The sequence below is a fragment of the Sphingobacterium populi genome (assembly GCF_001586775.1).
In the GTDB taxonomy this organism is placed as follows: Bacteria; Bacteroidota; Bacteroidia; order Sphingobacteriales; family Sphingobacteriaceae; genus Sphingobacterium; species Sphingobacterium populi.
The window spans coordinates 629,387-646,086 of sequence record NZ_LQXS01000003.1 but is presented as its reverse complement, the minus strand read 5'-3'; the positions used below and the strand labels follow the sequence as shown (position 1 = coordinate 646,086).

The following is a 16,700-nucleotide window of genomic DNA, read 5'->3' as shown; positions in this document are numbered from 1 at the left end:
GATTTTGAATCATGAAAACTAGACCATCAATAGCCGATATTCAATTCAGATTACCAGGCCTGATCGCCTACCAAAGGTACAAAACGAAATGTATCGAGTTCTATCCGTTCGAAGTCATTTTCGCCTACTCGCAGTATCGTTACCATTTTTTGCTCTTTTTCGTCACCTACCGGAATGACTAATAATCCGCCAAATTTGAGTTGTTTGAGCATAATTTCGGGCACCAAAGGTGCTCCCGCCGTTACAATAATTTTATCGTAAGGCGCGCTTGACGCAATTCCTTTTGAACCATCACCATAGTAGAAATTTGGATGATATCCCATATAGGGCAGCACCATCTTCGTTCGGTTGTACAGATTTTCTTGCCGTTCGATCGTGAATACTTCCGCTCCTAACTCCAGCAACACGCAGGTTTGATAGCCGGAGCCAGTACCGATTTCTAATATTTTATCTCCTTTGCGCACATGTAGCAATTCGGATTGGTATGCCACCGTGTATGGCTGCGAAATCGTTTGTCCGTCGCCTATCGGGAAGGCAATATCGCGATAGGCCTGATTCCAGAAAGTTTCATCGAAAAAGTAATGTCGGGGAATTTTACCGATGGCCGCGAGCACCCGTTGATCTTGAATACCGCGCTTTTCCAACAGTTTTACTAGTTGCTTGCGCGCACCCTTTTCTCTATAATTATCGATGAATTTGTAGGCCATTTGGTTCAAAAATAACATTGTTATGCCACATTTTGCTACTTTAGTTACAATTCGTTGGCCATGAGTAATTTCACATTTCAATACCATAGAAAGTCCGAAATGACTCAAAATTTCAATAGATTTACCAAACAATCTTATTGGTCATGCACTACCTTCGGTCTATTTTCTTCGTAATAGCACTAGCAACTTACACAGGCTTGGCACAGGCGCAACCTAGCCAATCCGATCGATATGCTGCGCAATTTCAGGATATTCTTGACCAGCATCAAATGAAGGGAACGATCTTAGTGTTTGATGTGCAGCAGGATCGCTATTTTTCCAATGATTTTGAATGGGCCAGTCAAGGCTTTTTGCCTGCCTCCACATTTAAAATACCAAACACATTAATTGCCTTAGAGACAGGTGTCGTTGTTAATGATGCTAATACAGTATTGCCTTGGGACGGAAAAAAACGTTATAGTAAAGCTTGGGAAAAGGATTTATCGTTGAAAGATGCCTTTCGTCTATCGTGTGTACCCTGCTATCAAGAGATTGCAGGCAAAATAGGTCTGCTCCGGATGCGACAATTCCTCCAGCAGTTTTCGTACACGAATATGGATGTACGAGACGAAACCTTACAGCATTTCTGGTTAGTAGGCGCGTCGAAGATTTCAGCCTTTCAACAGGTAGCTTTTTTGCGCAATTTCTACAGCCGCCATATTAAATTATCGGACCACACCTACGACACCATGCGGCAGATACTAGAAATTGAATCCACGGCAAATTATTCGTTGAGCGGAAAAACAGGTTGGAGTACCGATCATGGCGATAATGGTTGGTTTGTGGGCTATTTGCGACGAGGCGAAGCGATGTACTATTTTGCCGCGAATATAGAACCAAAAGATGCACAAAAAGCGGACGAGTTTCTTGCAGGGAGGGAAAAGGCAGTACGCCAAGCCCTACAGGTCTTAGGTGCGTTTGAAGAAAGAAAATAAACATAATAATAATGATGAAAAGATACGCGATTTACATTCTACTACTCCTATTCTCGTTACAGGTTGGTATTGCACAAGCACAAGACAATGTTAGTAAACAAGTCGTCAAAGTGCTAGCCATTGGCAACAGTTTTTCAGAGGATGCTCTTGAAAATTATCTGCACGATCTGGCAGCCGCTGCCGATCGAGAAATCATTATCGGCAACCTTTACATCGGTGGAGCGCCGCTAGATCTGCATGTGCGTAATGTATCAGCAGACAAGGCAGTCTATAGTTATAGAAAAGTATGGAAAGATGGGCGCAAAACTACTCAAGAAAGCACGTCGATCTCCACCGCACTGGCCGACGAAGACTGGGATTTTGTGAGCTTGCAGCAAGCCAGCCCATTGTCGGGTCAGTATACTGTAATTATGGAAAGTTTGCCGGAATTGATGGATTATGTTAAAGGGAAAGTGCCGGCGCACACTCAATTGGTCTATCATCAAACTTGGGCTTACCAAACTGACAGCCAACATGATGGTTTTATTAATTATGAAAAAAGTCAGTCTCAGATGTATGCAGCGATTGCATCAGCCACAAAGCAAATCAGTAATCAGGGAGGTTTCGCTTTCGTGGTACCCTGCGGCACCGCCATTCAGAATGCACGTAGTAGCAGTATTGGCGATCATTTCACGCGTGATGGCTATCACTTAGAATTGAACTATGGCCGCTTTACTGCGGCCTGTACCTGGTATGAGAAACTATTCAAACTGGACGTTAGGAAGAATACTTATCGGCCAGAAGGGGTGACCGAAATGCAGGAGCAGATTGCCAAATCGGCAGCACATGCTGCCGTCAAAAAGCCATTCAAAACAAGTAAGATTAAGAAGTAATTGGCTCACGGCAACAGTTTTATTTTTTCGTTTTCTACGGATTATTTTCTTTATATTTAAAATATCCACAAACGAAACGGGCCAATGACAGATATTTCGCAGTTTTCAAGAACCACTCAGATTAATCGATTATCGGAAACCGCAGAGTGGGATTTTATAATAATCGGAGGTGGAGCAACTGGCTTAGGAGTGGCTGTTGATGCAGCAAGTCGCGGATTTAAGACGCTACTTTTGGAGAAAACTGATTTTGCAAAAGGCACATCTAGCCGCAGTACCAAACTGGTGCATGGCGGTGTGCGCTATCTAGCGCAAGGAGATATTAAACTAGTATATGGTGCACTGAAAGAGCGTTGGCGTATTTTTAAAAATGCACCACACGTTTCGCGCACGCAGTCTTTCATCATCCCTTGTTATAGCTTTTTTGAGAAATGGAAATACCTTATCGGTCTCAAACTCTATGACTGGCTAGCCGGGAAGTACAGCATCGGGCGCTCTATATTTTTGTCTAAAAACGAAACTTCCAAGCATTTAACAAATCTCAAAAAGCAGAAATTATATGGTGGCGTACGCTATTTTGATGGTCAGTTTGATGATGCACGATTGGCCGTGAATTTAGCACAAACTGCGATCGAACAGCAGGCGTGCTTGCTGAATTACGCTTCGGTCACAGCAGTACTTACCAATGCACATGGTCAAGTTGATGGCGTCGCCTTTGTCGATCTCGAGACAGATCGGGTATATCAAATTAGCGGTCGAGTTATTGTCAATGCGACCGGCATATTTGTAGACGACATTCTTTCAATGACCAGCTCAAAGCATTCACCGTTGGCACGCCCAAGTCAGGGCACCCACGTGGTGGTTGATCGCTCCTTTCTGCCGGAAGCACAAGATGCCTTAATGATTCCGAAAACTAGCGATGGCCGGGTGCTTTTTGGTGTACCATGGCACAATTATCTGGTATTAGGCACTACCGACACTGCTATCAACGAAAAGTTGGAAGAACCAATTCCGCTCGAGCAAGAGATCGATTTTATTTTATCTACGGCAGCAGATTATTTGGAGAATGCACCTACAAAAGCAGATGTTCTTAGCACATTTTCCGGCCTGCGACCTTTAGCGGCAAATAGTGGCACCAGCCAAAAAACCAAAGAAATATCGCGAGATCATAAACTGATTATACACGAATCCAAGTTGGTCACGATCACAGGCGGAAAATGGACTACTTACCGCAAAATGGCGGAAGATACTGTTAATAGCAGCATTCAAGCATTGAATTTGCCTTGGGCAGATTGTAAAACGATGACTTTATCGATTCACGGATCTGAAACCACATCTTCCTCCAATCCCGAGCGACTTGCTAACTACGGTGGTGACGCGGCACATATCATCGCATTGGAGCAAAGTAATCCTAATTTTGCGAAGCGAATTATCCCACAATTGCCCCATTCTGTTGCTCAGGTGATATGGGCTGTACGTGCAGAAATGGCGCGTACCGTAGAAGATATACTTGCTCGACGATTGCGTTTACTTTTTTTGAATGCAACGTTAGCACTCGCAGCGGCGCCTGCCGTAGCGCGTATTTTGGCAAATGAGTTGCAACGCGATGCGGATTGGGAAACAGAACAGGTGCGTGCTTTCGAAGCGTTGGCACAAGGTTACCTGATCGGCGACGTTAAAAATCAAGCTACAACCTTTTAGATCTTCCCTAACTCTAAATTACGCATATTATGAAACCATATATCCTTTCTATCGATCAAGGCACTACCAGTTCGCGTGCGATTCTTGTCGATCACAATGGAAAAATTATAGACATTGCACAACAGGAATTTGAACAGCATTTTCCACGATCTGGTTGGGTAGAACATGATCCAATGGAGATATGGTCTTCACAATTGGCTGTGATCACATCGGTTATAGCAAAAAGTAAAATTCGCTCAGCAGACATACATGCCATCGGAATCACTAACCAAAGGGAAACTACCATCGTATGGGATAGACAAACGGGTAAACCGATCTACCCAGCAATTGTGTGGCAAGACCGCCGTACCGCAGATTATTGCGACGAATTAAAGGAAAAAGGGCTTGAGGAAATGGTTCGCGATAAAACAGGATTGCCGATTGACTCTTATTTTTCTGCTACGAAAATAAAATGGATACTAGACGAAGTAGATGGCGCGCTAGATCGAGCCAAAGCCGGCGAATTGGCATTCGGAACAGTAGATTCATGGTTGGTTTGGAATCTCACTAACGGTGAACTGCACCTCACCGACTTTACAAATGCCTCGCGTACCATGCTTTTCAACATCCATAGCTGCGAATGGGATAACGAGCTCTTGGAGTTGTTTGGTATTCCAGAGGCCATATTACCCGAAGTAAAATCTTCGTCGGAGGTATATGGAGAAACTTCTGTCGACGTGTTGAAAACGGCCATTCCGATTGCCGGAATTGCTGGCGATCAGCAATCTGCCTTATTTGGACAACTATGTATTGAAAAAGGCATGGTCAAAAATACATATGGAACAGGTTGTTTTATGTTGATGAATACGGGCACCGAAGCGATTAAATCAGAACACAAATTGGTTACTACCATTGCATGGAAAATCGGCGATGAAGTAACCTACGCCCTAGAAGGCAGTGTATTTATAGCGGGAGCCGTAGTACAATGGTTGCGCGACGGCTTGGGCTTAATCAAAAAATCTAAAGACGTGACTGCACTCGCAAAAAAAGTGAAGAATACGGATGGTGTTTATATTGTACCGGCCTTTGCAGGTTTAGGTGCACCACATTGGGATGCACGAGCCCGAGGAAGTGTGTATGGAATTACGCGTGGCACCACCGATGCGCACTTGGCGCGCGCCTGTCTAGAATCCATCGCATTTCAAACTTATGATGTGCTACAAGCTATGCAACAAGATGCTGGCCACGCTATTGAAGAATTGCGAGTGGATGGCGGAGCTACATCGAACAGCGTGCTACTCCAATTTCAAGCAACGTTGCTCGGTGCTACCGTAGTAAGACCAGAAAACACCGAAACCACTGCCATGGGCGCTGCCTACCTCGCTGGACTGGCTACCGGTTTCTGGAAAGACATCGCTGAAGTGCAACAAAAATGGTCGGTGGATAAAAGAATCGAAGCAGAGAATAATATCGATAGCACCGCCGTGTTGAGCGATTGGCATGCTGCTGTAGAGGCTACAAAAGTATGGGCGTCACTTAAAAACAAGAGATCATGAATCCAATTGTAGCTGAATTGTTCGGTACATTTTTAATGATTCTAATAGGCTGCGGTGTGGTAGCGAATGTAGTGTTGAATGACACGAAAGGACACGCCGGCGGCTGGATTGTCATTACGACGGCCTGGGCTTTGGCTGTGTTTATCGGTGTGTCAGTAGCAGGTCCGTATAGTGGCGCACATATTAATCCCGCTGTCACGCTCTCGGTTTGGATGATTGATGAAATAGATATTTTAACTGCACTATCTTACGTTGCTGCTCAATTTGTAGGAGCAATGTTAGCCTCTGTCGTGGTATGGCTTTGTTATCGTCCACATTTTGATCGCACTCAAGACGGTACGGCTACGCAAGCAGTATTTTGTACTTCGCCAGCGATTCGCGATCGTAAATCGAACTTTACAACAGAGTTGGTAGCTACATTTGTACTCATCTCGACCATTTTATTTTTCCAAGAACCTTCTATGCAACTCGACGAGAGCGCTGCTGTGATCGGGTTAGGCTCAATTGGTGCTTTGCCTGTAGCGTTATTGGTTTGGGGAATAGGATTAGCACTTGGTGGTACGACGGGTTATGCCATTAATCCGGTTCGCGATCTTGCACCACGACTCGTTTATAGTATGTTGCCCATCAAATCCAAAGCAGGTTTTGACGCTTCTTATGCTTGGCTTCCGGTAGTGGCACCATTAGCTGGATCAGTAATTGCGACGTTACTATATCTCGTACTCACCTCTTCATCCTAAATAGATTTTGAAATTCGCTCGTTGCACATTGCCACTGAAATCAACTTTATCACTTTCATTTACGTTGTTGCTTTGCGCTGCATGTACCGAAATAGTGGTTGAAGACCATTACGATTATTATCAAGCTGTCGACGGTCGCGATAGTACATTTTTACGACTGCAGATTCGTGAAGGCCGCTTTTTCGGAGATTATATTTTTACCAAAGGAGGTAGCTATCAGGTGAAAGGAGATTTTAAAGGGGATGTTCTCGGCGATACCTTATCTGGAATGTTGGTTTACACACCTCACGGCCATAAAATGCTAAAAAGGTCGCTTTCGCACTTTTAAAAACTAGAGACAAGATTTTGGAAGGAAAAGGCATTCAAACGATCTATTTGGGAATTCCCTTCTAATCCGTTGGAATCATTGAAATTTGACGCCTATCGCACCTTTAATCCTTGCGATAGGCCGCGTATTTTTAGCGAAAAAAAATCTTAAAAATTGAAGATTCACCATGTTACTTTCCTACGATGATGACCTGAATCCCCATCTTCTCCAATTCCATCGCGCTTTTTTCTGGTATACCAGGATCGGTAATTACCACATCTACTTCTTCAGCGGGGCATATCCTGCCAAAACCACGCTTTCCAAATTTGGAGGAATCTGCCAACACGATTGTTTTCTGCGCCACATTCATCATCTTTCGGTTCAAATGCGCCTCTTGTGCGTTGGTGGTTGTAAGGCCATATTCTACGTCAATACCATCTACTCCCATAAATAATTTACTGCAGTAAAAGTCGGACAATATAGATTCAGCATACAGACCGGCAACTGAGGTAGAGCTTTTACGAAGCAGTCCACCAAGTTGTAGGATTTCGACGTTTTGATGCTTAATGAGCTGAAGCGAAACATTTAAAGCAGCTGTAACTACTGTCAATGCTCCTATAGGAACAATCTCGCGAGCCATTGCTTGCACGGTAGTGCCCGATGCAATGATAATAGAGTCATTTTCATCCACCATAGAAGCTGCCGTGCGAGCGATCAGACTTTTCTCCTCTGCAAAAAGTTTTTCTTTCTCAAATACAGTTCGATCCATAGTATAAGGATTAATGGCAGTAGCGCCACCATGTGTACGATACAGCAAGCCCTTTTCTTCTAGCGTCTTCAAATCCTTTCGAATAGTTACTGACGAAACATTTAAAAGCTTACATAAATCCAAAACATGGACTTTTCCATGTCCTTCAATCTGCTCTAATATATGCTGATGTCGTTCAATATTTGTCATACTACACAAATATATCATATTTTTTGACATCATATCATCAATCTTTTAAAGCATTATAATCACAAAACGAAACTTTTATATATTTCATTTGGTTTCGATTTTAATAATTACTAATTTCGTTTTGTAATAAAAACGTTTACCCACAAGTACCAAAGCTACCAATTGTTGCACAACCATGATAAATACACCCAAATTCTTCGAGCGAGAATCACATATTGAACAAATACGAAACACATCGAAATGGGACTTCATCATTATCGGCGGTGGGGCCACGGGCTTAGGAACTGCGGTAGATGCAGCTAGTAGAGGTTTCAAAACGCTGCTGATCGAAAGAGATGATTTTGCAAAAGGTACCTCAAGTAGAAGCACTAAGTTGGTACATGGTGGTGTACGTTATTTGGCTAATGGCGACATCAAACTGGTATATGGCGCCTTACGAGAGCGATGGTATATTTTCAAAAACGCACCACACGTATCGCGTACGCAATCATTCATTATACCTTGTTACTCATTTTTAGACAAATGGAAATACCTGATTGGATTGAAGCTATACGACTGGCTCGCTGGTCGCTTTAGCATTGGCCGGTCGACATTTCTGTCAGCAAAAAAAGTGGGTGAACAGCTGGGAAATATTAAAAGTAATCAATTGAAAGGTGGAATTCGCTATTATGACGGCCAATTTGACGACGCTCGTTTAGCAATCAATCTGGCACAGACTGCAGCAGAGTACGGGGCGACTGTGGTTAATTATATGCCCGTAACAGGCTTACTCAAACAAGATGATGGCTCGGTAAATGGTGTTGTTTGCGTGGACAAAGAAACACAAACAACCTTTCGTATAGAAGGTAAAGTGGTGATTAATGCGACTGGAATTTTTGTAGATGATATTTTGGATATGGCTAGTGATAGCCACAAGCAAATGGTTCGTCCCAGTCAGGGCACACATATCGTAGTCGATCGGTCATTTCTACCAGAATCTTCTGATGCGCTGATGATCCCAAAAACAACGGATGGACGCGTACTGTTTGGCGTACCTTGGCATGACCACCTTGTGTTGGGTACAACAGATACTCCTTTAGACGAAAAAAAGACAGAGCCGGTTGCATTAGCCTCGGAGGTAGATTTTATTCTAAATACGGCTAAAGATTACTTGCAGAAAGCACCTACACCGTCGGATGTATTAAGTATTTTCTCGGGTTTACGCCCACTTGCAGCAGAATTTGGAAAAGGACAACAAACGAAAGAAATATCCAGAGATCATAAACTGGTGGTACACAGCTCGAAGCTCATTACTATTACAGGTGGCAAATGGACCACTTACCGTAAAATGGCGGAAGACACCATCAATACAGCAATCCGTACCGTAGGGCTTGCGCAAGCAACTTGTATCACACAAACCTTGGCTATACATGGAGCAACAGATAAGCAGCATCCGATAGCTCGCCTAGCAATCTATGGAAAGGATGCTAATGGCATTGAGTCCTTAGAAAATACAGATTTCGAATTAGCACAGCCCATTCACCCTAGGCTGCATCACACAAAGGCAGAAGTGATATGGTTTGCACGTCATGAAATGGCGAGAACAGTCGAAGATGTGCTAGCAAGACGATTTCGCATTTTGTTTCTTGATGCTAAAATTGCACTGGAAACAGCACCATTGATCGCGCAATTGTTAGCAGGCGAGCTCAAGCATGACCAGGATTGGATATCTATGCAGATCGACAATTTTAACCAAATGGCCTCAAAATACGTTTTAAATAACGATAAGCCTTCATTAGAAATATCATAATGCGGATAAACCGCTAACCGACTAGCAGTATTACCTAACCAAGATCCTGCTAGCTACTATAAATAAATCTATTATGAATCCATATATCCTATCCATAGATCAGGGTACAACCAGTTCGCGCGCGTTATTAGTTGATCAAGAAGGTCAGATCAGAGCTATAGCGCAAAAGGAGTTTACGCAATATTACCCAAAAGCGGGTTGGGTAGAACACGACCCAATGGAGATTTGGTTCTCGCAACGCGAGGTTATTACTGCTGTACTTAAAAAAGCCGGGATCAAATCTACAGCTATACATGCTATTGGTATTACCAATCAGCGTGAAACCACTATCATCTGGGATCGTTCTACTGGAACTCCTATTTATCCAGCTATTGTATGGCAAGATCGTCGTTCTTCCGACTTGTGTGATGCTTTGAAAGCGCAGGGACACGAAGAGATGGTAAGACAAAAAACAGGTTTATTGATAGATGCGTATTTTTCCGCCACAAAAATTAAGTGGATACTGGATAACGTAAAGGACGCTCGCAGCAAAGCGAAATCTGGCCAATTGGCTTTTGGCACCGTGGATTCTTGGCTAGTGTGGAACCTCACCAGCGGCAAAGAACATTTGACGGATGCTACCAACGCCTCTCGAACCATGCTCTATAATATTCATACCCACGCTTGGGATCTAGAGTTGTTAGATCTTTTTGACATACCTCTAGAATTGTTACCGAGCGTGAAATCTTCTTCAGAAATATATGCAGAGACTTCGATAAAGGCAATCAACAATTCTATACCAATCGCTGGTATCGCCGGCGATCAACAATCTGCCTTGTTTGGTCAATTATGTATCCAACCTGGCATGGTAAAAAACACTTATGGCACAGGATGTTTCATGCTGTTGAATACGGGGCGAGAAGCCATCTTATCCAATCACAAATTAGTCACCACCATTGCCTGGCAAATTGGAAAGGAAGTCACCTATGCATTGGAAGGCAGTGTATTTATTGGCGGTGCTGTGGTGCAATGGTTGCGCGACGGTCTAGGGCTTATTGAGCAGTCTGAAGACATTTGTCCGTTAGCAGAACAGGTAGATACGACAGATGGTGTATACATCGTGCCGGCATTTGCTGGATTGGGAGCCCCACACTGGCATTCACATGCTCGCGGAGCCATATTCGGAATTACGAGAGGTACCACCGACGCACACATCGCGCGTGCTTGTCTTGAATCGATTGCCTTTCAAACATACGACGTGCTCGAAGCTATGCAGCAAGATGCGAAAACGAAAATCACCGAACTTCGTGTAGACGGCGGTGCAACAGCCAATGATTTGCTACTATCATTTCAGGCCAACTTGCTACAGGTAGATGTCGTGCGGCCTACCAATACCGAAACCACCGCTATGGGAGCTGCATACCTAGCAGGATTAGCCTCTGGATTTTGGAGAGACGTATCCGAACTGCAAGCCTTACATGCCGCAGATCGCACCTTTCGGCCCGAAGACAACTCTTCGTCTACCGCAGCCCAATTGAGCGATTGGCATATCGCTGTGGAAGCTTCTAAAATATGGTCTTCTCTAAAAACTAAATTAAAATGACTCCCTTCATTGCAGAATTATTTGGCACATTTCTTATGCTGTTACTTGGTGGCGGTGTAGTAGCAAACGTGGTATTAGAAGGCACTAAAGGACAAAATGGCGGCTGGATCGTTATTACAACTGGATGGGCTTTGGCCGTTTTTGTGGGTGTATCTGTAGCAAGTGCATATAGCGGCGCACATCTGAATCCTGCGGTAACTCTGTCTGTTTGGATGCTGGGCGACATCACCACTACGAACGCTCTACAATACATCGCTGCACAGTTTATTGGCGCTACATTCGGTGCTTTTGCTGTTTCTATCCTTTATCGCCAACATCTATTAAAAACTCACGATTCTTCACGTACGCAAGCGGTTTTTTGTACTGCACCTGCCTTAAGAAGTACGCCATCCAATTTACTATCAGAAGCTTTAGGCACATTTGTCCTTATTACGGCTATTCTATTCTTTCAAGAACCTTCTTTGCAAGTCAATGAAACGGCTGGTGTAATCGGTCTAGGATCTATTGGAGCTTTTCCAGTTGCCTTTCTTGTGTGGGTAATCGGTTTGAGTCTTGGCGGAACTACTGGTTACGCTATCAACCCCGCAAGAGATCTTGCTCCACGTATGGTATACTGGATTATTCCATTACCAACAAAGCAACCTTTTGATCCTTCCTACACGTGGATACCGCTGGTCGGCCCAATGATTGGCTCTGCAATAGCTACTTTACTTCACCAAATCCTTATCAGCCCCTAATGTATTACAACTTCATAACCAATCTATAAAATACATCTCACCCCCTAACCTATGAACATGTTATGTAATTCCCCCAACAAAACCGGACTATCTTCCACCAGAAGATATTTCCTGTTATGCGCGTGGATCTTCTGCTTTTTAGGCATTATCCAGCCGATAAGTGCTAACCTTTTAATAGATTCGACAAGTCAAAAACTTGAAACATCCATGCAGGTGCGCGTGGAAGGCAAGGTGTTAGATGCTTCGGACAATAGCCCTATCTCGGGTGCTACTATTCGAAGTGATAATCGATCACTTGGATCTACCAATGCTAATGGTGAATTTACCATCGTAATTGCTCCCGGAACTGAGATCCAAATCACTAGCCTAGGATATGCGATTCATCGCCAGCGTATAGAAACAAGTACCAATAAGATCACCATTCTACTTTCTAGCAATACCAGCGAGGTAGAAGAAGTAGTGGTAACGGCATTGGGAATCGAGCGAAACAAAAAGTCGCTTGGTTATGCCGCCACAGAGATGAAAGGCGAAAAGTTAACCGAAGCTTTGGCCAATAACTGGACAGAGGCGCTATCCGGAAAGATCGCGGGCGTGAATTTAGTTCGCTCTGGCGCTGGGCCGGCAGGTTCCAATAAAATTATACTACGCGGTGAAAATAATCTTACCGGAGACAATCAGGCATTGATCGTTATAGACGGCGTGGTCATTAGCAATAGTAGCGGCAACATGGTTGGCAATGGCCACGGCGCTTATCTTGGCGGCGATTCGCCTTCCGATTTCGGAACTGGGATTAATGACATTAACCCCGAAGACATCGAATCGTTGACGGTATTGAAAGGTGCCAATGCAACCGCATTGTACGGACAGCGTGGCGCTGGTGGTGCCATCGTGATTACGACCAAATCAGGCCGCGCCAGCAAAGGTATTGGTGTTACGCTAACTTCTAACACAACGATTGAGCAGATATCGCGCTGGCCTGACTATCAATATGAATACGGACAGGGAACGGAAGGTGTTCGATATTATTCGTTTTTGGCTTCAGAAGATGGCGGAAGTACACGTAGTACCAGCTCCGCCTGGGGACCAAAGTTTGACGGTCAATATTACTTTCAATACGACCCTACGACTCAGACACGTGGTAACGAACGTACCTTGTGGCAGCCGTATCCAAATGCTCGTAAAGATTTTTTTGACACCGGAGTTACGTTTACCAATTCTGTAGGTATTGATGGCGCAACGGAAAAAACCCAAATGCGATTCTCATTTACAGATCTGCGGAATAGCTGGATAATACCTAATACTGGCTATGCCAGAAATAATGTATCATTAACCGCTAACCACGATGTAACGAGCAAGCTAAAACTACGTACACGTCTCAATTTTCGTCAAAACCGTAGCGATAATCTACCATCGAGCGGATATAATAACCAATCTTTAATGTACTGGAACATGTTTTGGGTACCCAATGCACCGCTGGATTGGTTAGAAGAATATTGGGCAATAGGACAAGAAAATCGTGTCCAAAGTTATCCCTTCAGCAGTTTGGTAGACAACCCCTATCTTATCACCAATGAGATGCTTAACAAAAATAAGCGGAATGGCCTGACGGGTAATATTGAAGCGGCTTACAAGTTTAATGAAGAATGGGACGTAATGGTTCGTACAACGTTGGATCTAAATGCCGAGCAAAGAAGCCAACAACGACCGTGGGATACCGAAAAATTTCGAAAAGGTATGTACCGCACTCAGGCACTCAACAATACCGAGATGACTTCTGAAGTAATGGTCAATTATAATAAACAAATCAATGACGATATAAAAATCCGTGTAACTACTGGTGCTAGCACACTGCGAAACGAAGCCAATCAAGAGCGAAATGCAGCCGATTCACTATCATTTCCAGGGATTTTCAATTTAGGAAACCGTGCTGGCATTCTTATCAGCAATCCTTACCGAAGCGAACTAGTGCTAAACAGTTTATATGCCTTAGCTACCGTTTCATTCAAAGATTATTTATTTGCCGATTTCTCCGCTCGTAATGACTGGAATAGTGCTTTGGCCACTCCGCTCAACAAAGGAAATTCTTCCTTTTTTTATCCTTCGATGAATCTTAGTTTCGTGCTTTCTGATGTGGTAAAGCTTCCTACTGCTTTTTCGTTGGTCAAATTCCGAGGTTCTATTGCCGAAGTAGGAAGCGGATCCATGATCCCATACCGCACATCATACACCTATGCAGTGCAAGATGGCTATCCTGCCGGTTTAGCAAACCCGACGCTATTTCCAAATCAAGCACTTCAGCCTTTAAAAACACTAAGTTACGAAGCAGGCACCGATCTCAACCTATTTAACAATCGCTGGTCACTCAATATGACGTACTATCGATCCAACACAACCAATCAACACCTCACATCTGTGGTAGATCGGGCATCGGGGGTTAGCACCGTATTGGTCAATGCTGGTGAAATTCAGAATAGTGGCTTCGAAGTCGAATCGCGAATTACACCGATCCGTAAGCAAGGGATTTTCGAATGGAATATCAATGCCATGTTTAGCGCGAATAAAAATAAAGTCATAGAACTCGTAAACGGAGATCGAGAAATGACGCTCCAGAATGGACCCGGTAGCCGAGGATCGATCATTGCTCGACTAGGCGGCAGGCTTGATGATTTATATGGCCGCGGTTACCAACGTGCACCAGATGGACAAATCATTTATCAAAATGGATTGCCACAACTAACCGATTCTATGCAATACATCGGACATACAAATCCTAAATGGCGTGCTGGTATTACCAATGAGTTCCGATACAAGCAGTTTAGGTTAAGCGTCCTTTTTGACGCACAATTCGGTGCCGTCGGATATTCACTCACCTCGGCCGTACTTGCAGAGCAAGGCAAAACCATGAACACTGTTCCCGGCCGTTATAATGGTATCATCGGCAATGGTGTAATCGCCAATGGCGACGGTACGTATCGTCCAAACGATGTGATCTCCGAAAACGTATGGGACTATTACAACGCCCATCTAGGTAGAGATAACGTAGAAGGCACATCGTATTCTACCGATTTTCTTAAGCTGCGAGAAATGCGCTTTGACTATAGTCTAAGTAAGAATTTATTAGCAAGAACAGGACTACAACGTGCTACTGTCGGTGTCTTCGGACGCGATCTGTTTATCTGGTCTAGTTGGCCAGCATTCGATCCAGAATTCGGCACACTAGGTAATGGCGACATTACCCGTGGATTCGAGCTTGGCCAGTTCCCAGCAACACGTACGTTTGGACTTAACATAGTAGTCGGTTTTTAAAAGTAATTACAATGATGAAATTAAACAAAATAAGCAGTCAGATTATAGCGTATTGTACCGTTATAGTATTGCTGACTTCCTGCAATAAGAACTTTGAAGAGATTAATACCAACCCCAATGCTAGTCCAGTAGCGCTGCCACAAAACTTGCTGGCTCCGGCTCTGACCAAAGTTGTAGGGTATAATATGAACCGCAGCCAACGAGTAACGAATGAACTAATGCAGGTAACCGTGAACATGGGAGACGGTGAAGGACGTATTTTTCGTTACGAAATTCGTACGGCAGAAGCTGATTACTTGTGGAACAATTGGTACCTACAATTAAAAAACTTCAAAGATATCCATGATTTTGCAGCAGAACTCGACCAACCAGCCTATCAAGGCGTGGCGTTAGTTTGTCAGGCCTGGGTATTTTCATTACTTACCGACACATACGGCGATGTTCCTTATACAGCGGCATCTACTGGACCTGAAACAAATTCATTCAGGCCGGCTTTTGATCGACAAGAAGATATTTATCCAGATTTGCTACGTAAGTTAGAAGAGGCTAATCGGATTTTTTCTACGCTACCCAATACAGCTCGAATATTAGAGTCGTCAGACCCGATTTACCAAGGTAGTGTAGACAAATGGCGGCGTTTTGGCAATTCACTTTACCTACGTTTGGCATTGCGTATTGCACACAAGGCTCCATCTGTCATTGATACTGTATTCCAAAAGATGGTGGACAATTCCCCTAACACTTATCCGCTAATGCGTGATAATGATGATTCAGCAATATTGCGTTGGACTGGACAAGCTCCCTACATTTCTCCTTTTGCAACTTGGCGCTTGGCAGATTGGTATACACCAAAATCCGCAAGTTTCTTTGTCGATAATTTAAACGAACGCAGCGATCCTAGAATACAAAAATGGGTGGCGCTTTTTGAGGGTGACTATGCTGGCGTGCCGAGCGGTTATCCGATCGGACAACCGCCTGTAGCACGTTCTACCCCGCATACAGATCTGATCTCCGAACCATTACTTGGCAATATGATGAATTATGGGGAACTACAACTTATTCTTGCCGAAGCAGCTGTGAAGGGGTGGATTACTGCAGAATCTGCACAAACTTATTATGAGCGCGGCACAGTTGCTGGAATAGAACTATGGGACTTTGAGCTACCCTCTTATTATTTGGGCAGCGATTTAGTAAAGTGGGAAGATGGCTACGATGAGTTTAAGAAAATGGAACTCATTCATATGCAGAAATACTTTTCTTTATTTTTTACCGACTTACAAAGTTGGTTTGAATACAGACGCACCGGGCACCCAGTATTACCTATACGGTCAGGCCATCTTAATAATCAGCAGATGCCTGCACGACTCATGTATCCTGTTTATATCCAATCTTCCAACCGCGACAATTATCTTAATGCTGTACGCGTACAGGGAGCAGATAATATCAACACCTTAGTGTGGTGGCAAAAACCATAGATATCCACGTCATAAAAACC

13 protein-coding genes are annotated in these 16,700 nt (G+C 43.9%); 11 read left to right on the top strand and 2 right to left on the bottom strand.

From position 1 onward, the window contains the following. Positions 1-50 precede the first annotated feature (50 nt). Entirely contained in the window at positions 51-707 is a 657-nt protein-coding gene (locus A0125_RS10695; protein WP_066755768.1) for a protein-L-isoaspartate(D-aspartate) O-methyltransferase, read from the bottom strand. 143 nt (positions 708-850) lie between these two features. Between A0125_RS10695 and A0125_RS10690 the strand changes: the two genes are divergently transcribed. From A0125_RS10690 to A0125_RS10665, 6 genes are all read left to right on the top strand, one after another. Then, positions 851-1,681 (top strand): penicillin-binding transpeptidase domain-containing protein, encoded by an 831-nt coding sequence (locus A0125_RS10690; protein ID WP_066755610.1) that lies wholly within the window; start codon positions 851-853, stop codon positions 1,679-1,681. A gap of 11 nt (positions 1,682-1,692) precedes the next feature. After that, the gene (locus A0125_RS10685; protein WP_231863210.1) at positions 1,693-2,553 is read left to right on the top strand and encodes a DUF4886 domain-containing protein; all 861 of its coding nucleotides are present in this window, start codon (positions 1,693-1,695) and stop codon (positions 2,551-2,553) included. Between the two features lie 84 nt (positions 2,554-2,637). Continuing rightward, positions 2,638-4,251, top strand: a complete 1,614-nt coding sequence (locus A0125_RS10680) for a glycerol-3-phosphate dehydrogenase/oxidase (RefSeq protein ID WP_066755607.1) — start codon at positions 2,638-2,640, stop codon at positions 4,249-4,251. Positions 4,252-4,280: 29 nt separating this feature from the next. Beyond that, positions 4,281-5,786, top strand: a complete 1,506-nt coding sequence (gene glpK / locus A0125_RS10675) for a glycerol kinase GlpK (protein WP_066755604.1) — start codon at positions 4,281-4,283, stop codon at positions 5,784-5,786. Next, positions 5,783-6,526, top strand: coding sequence for an MIP/aquaporin family protein (locus A0125_RS10670; protein ID WP_066755602.1), 744 nt, complete (start codon positions 5,783-5,785; stop codon positions 6,524-6,526). The genes glpK (A0125_RS10675) and A0125_RS10670 overlap by 4 nt, the downstream gene beginning before the upstream one ends. Positions 6,527-6,533: 7 nt before the next feature. Further along, entirely contained in the window at positions 6,534-6,854 is a 321-nt protein-coding gene (locus tag A0125_RS10665) for a hypothetical protein (protein WP_156472514.1), read from the top strand. Positions 6,855-7,023: 169 nt separating this feature from the next. Here the strand turns inward: A0125_RS10665 and A0125_RS10660 are convergent, their stop codons facing one another. Continuing rightward, positions 7,024-7,791 carry a DeoR/GlpR family DNA-binding transcription regulator gene (locus A0125_RS10660; RefSeq protein ID WP_156472513.1) on the bottom strand — a complete coding sequence of 256 codons (768 nt, stop codon included), beginning with the start codon at positions 7,789-7,791 and terminating at the stop codon, positions 7,024-7,026. 175 nt (positions 7,792-7,966) lie between these two features. Here A0125_RS10660 and A0125_RS10655 point away from each other — a divergent pair, with 175 nt between their 5' ends. The 5 genes from A0125_RS10655 to A0125_RS10635 all read left to right on the top strand — a co-directional run bounded on the left by A0125_RS10655 (position 7,967) and on the right by A0125_RS10635 (position 16,680). After that, positions 7,967-9,580 carry a glycerol-3-phosphate dehydrogenase/oxidase gene (locus A0125_RS10655; RefSeq protein ID WP_066755597.1) on the top strand — a complete coding sequence of 538 codons (1,614 nt, stop codon included), beginning with the start codon at positions 7,967-7,969 and terminating at the stop codon, positions 9,578-9,580. A 73-nt stretch (positions 9,581-9,653) separates the two neighbouring features. Continuing rightward, the gene (gene glpK, locus A0125_RS10650; RefSeq protein WP_156472512.1) at positions 9,654-11,162 is read left to right on the top strand and encodes a glycerol kinase GlpK; all 1,509 of its coding nucleotides are present in this window, start codon (positions 9,654-9,656) and stop codon (positions 11,160-11,162) included. Then, a complete protein-coding gene (locus tag A0125_RS10645) occupies positions 11,159-11,899 on the top strand; it encodes an MIP/aquaporin family protein (RefSeq protein WP_066755591.1) in 741 nt (246 codons plus the stop codon). Before glpK (A0125_RS10650) ends, A0125_RS10645 begins: the two co-directional genes overlap by 4 nt. A 207-nt stretch (positions 11,900-12,106) precedes the next feature. Continuing rightward, complete coding sequence (locus tag A0125_RS10640; RefSeq protein WP_231863209.1) at positions 12,107-15,205, top strand: SusC/RagA family TonB-linked outer membrane protein; 3,099 nt, start codon at positions 12,107-12,109, stop codon at positions 15,203-15,205. A gap of 11 nt (positions 15,206-15,216) precedes the next feature. Beyond that, complete coding sequence (locus A0125_RS10635; protein WP_231863208.1) at positions 15,217-16,680, top strand: SusD/RagB family nutrient-binding outer membrane lipoprotein; 1,464 nt, start codon at positions 15,217-15,219, stop codon at positions 16,678-16,680. Positions 16,681-16,700: the final 20 nt, after the last annotated feature.

Coding starts and splice junctions, on each gene's coding strand:
- A0125_RS10695 (WP_066755768.1), bottom strand. CDS start 707: ATGGCCTACAAATTCATCGATAATTATAGAGAAAAGGGTGCGCGCAAG.
- A0125_RS10690 (WP_066755610.1), top strand. CDS start 851: ATGCACTACCTTCGGTCTATTTTCTTCGTAATAGCACTAGCAACTTAC.
- A0125_RS10685 (WP_231863210.1), top strand. CDS start 1,693: ATGATGAAAAGATACGCGATTTACATTCTACTACTCCTATTCTCGTTA.
- A0125_RS10680 (WP_066755607.1), top strand. CDS start 2,638: ATGACAGATATTTCGCAGTTTTCAAGAACCACTCAGATTAATCGATTA.
- glpK (WP_066755604.1), top strand. CDS start 4,281: ATGAAACCATATATCCTTTCTATCGATCAAGGCACTACCAGTTCGCGT.
- A0125_RS10670 (WP_066755602.1), top strand. CDS start 5,783: ATGAATCCAATTGTAGCTGAATTGTTCGGTACATTTTTAATGATTCTA.
- A0125_RS10660 (WP_156472513.1), bottom strand. CDS start 7,791: ATGACAAATATTGAACGACATCAGCATATATTAGAGCAGATTGAAGGA.
- A0125_RS10655 (WP_066755597.1), top strand. CDS start 7,967: ATGATAAATACACCCAAATTCTTCGAGCGAGAATCACATATTGAACAA.
- glpK (WP_156472512.1), top strand. CDS start 9,654: ATGAATCCATATATCCTATCCATAGATCAGGGTACAACCAGTTCGCGC.
- A0125_RS10645 (WP_066755591.1), top strand. CDS start 11,159: ATGACTCCCTTCATTGCAGAATTATTTGGCACATTTCTTATGCTGTTA.
- A0125_RS10640 (WP_231863209.1), top strand. CDS start 12,107: ATGCAGGTGCGCGTGGAAGGCAAGGTGTTAGATGCTTCGGACAATAGC.
- A0125_RS10635 (WP_231863208.1), top strand. CDS start 15,217: ATGATGAAATTAAACAAAATAAGCAGTCAGATTATAGCGTATTGTACC.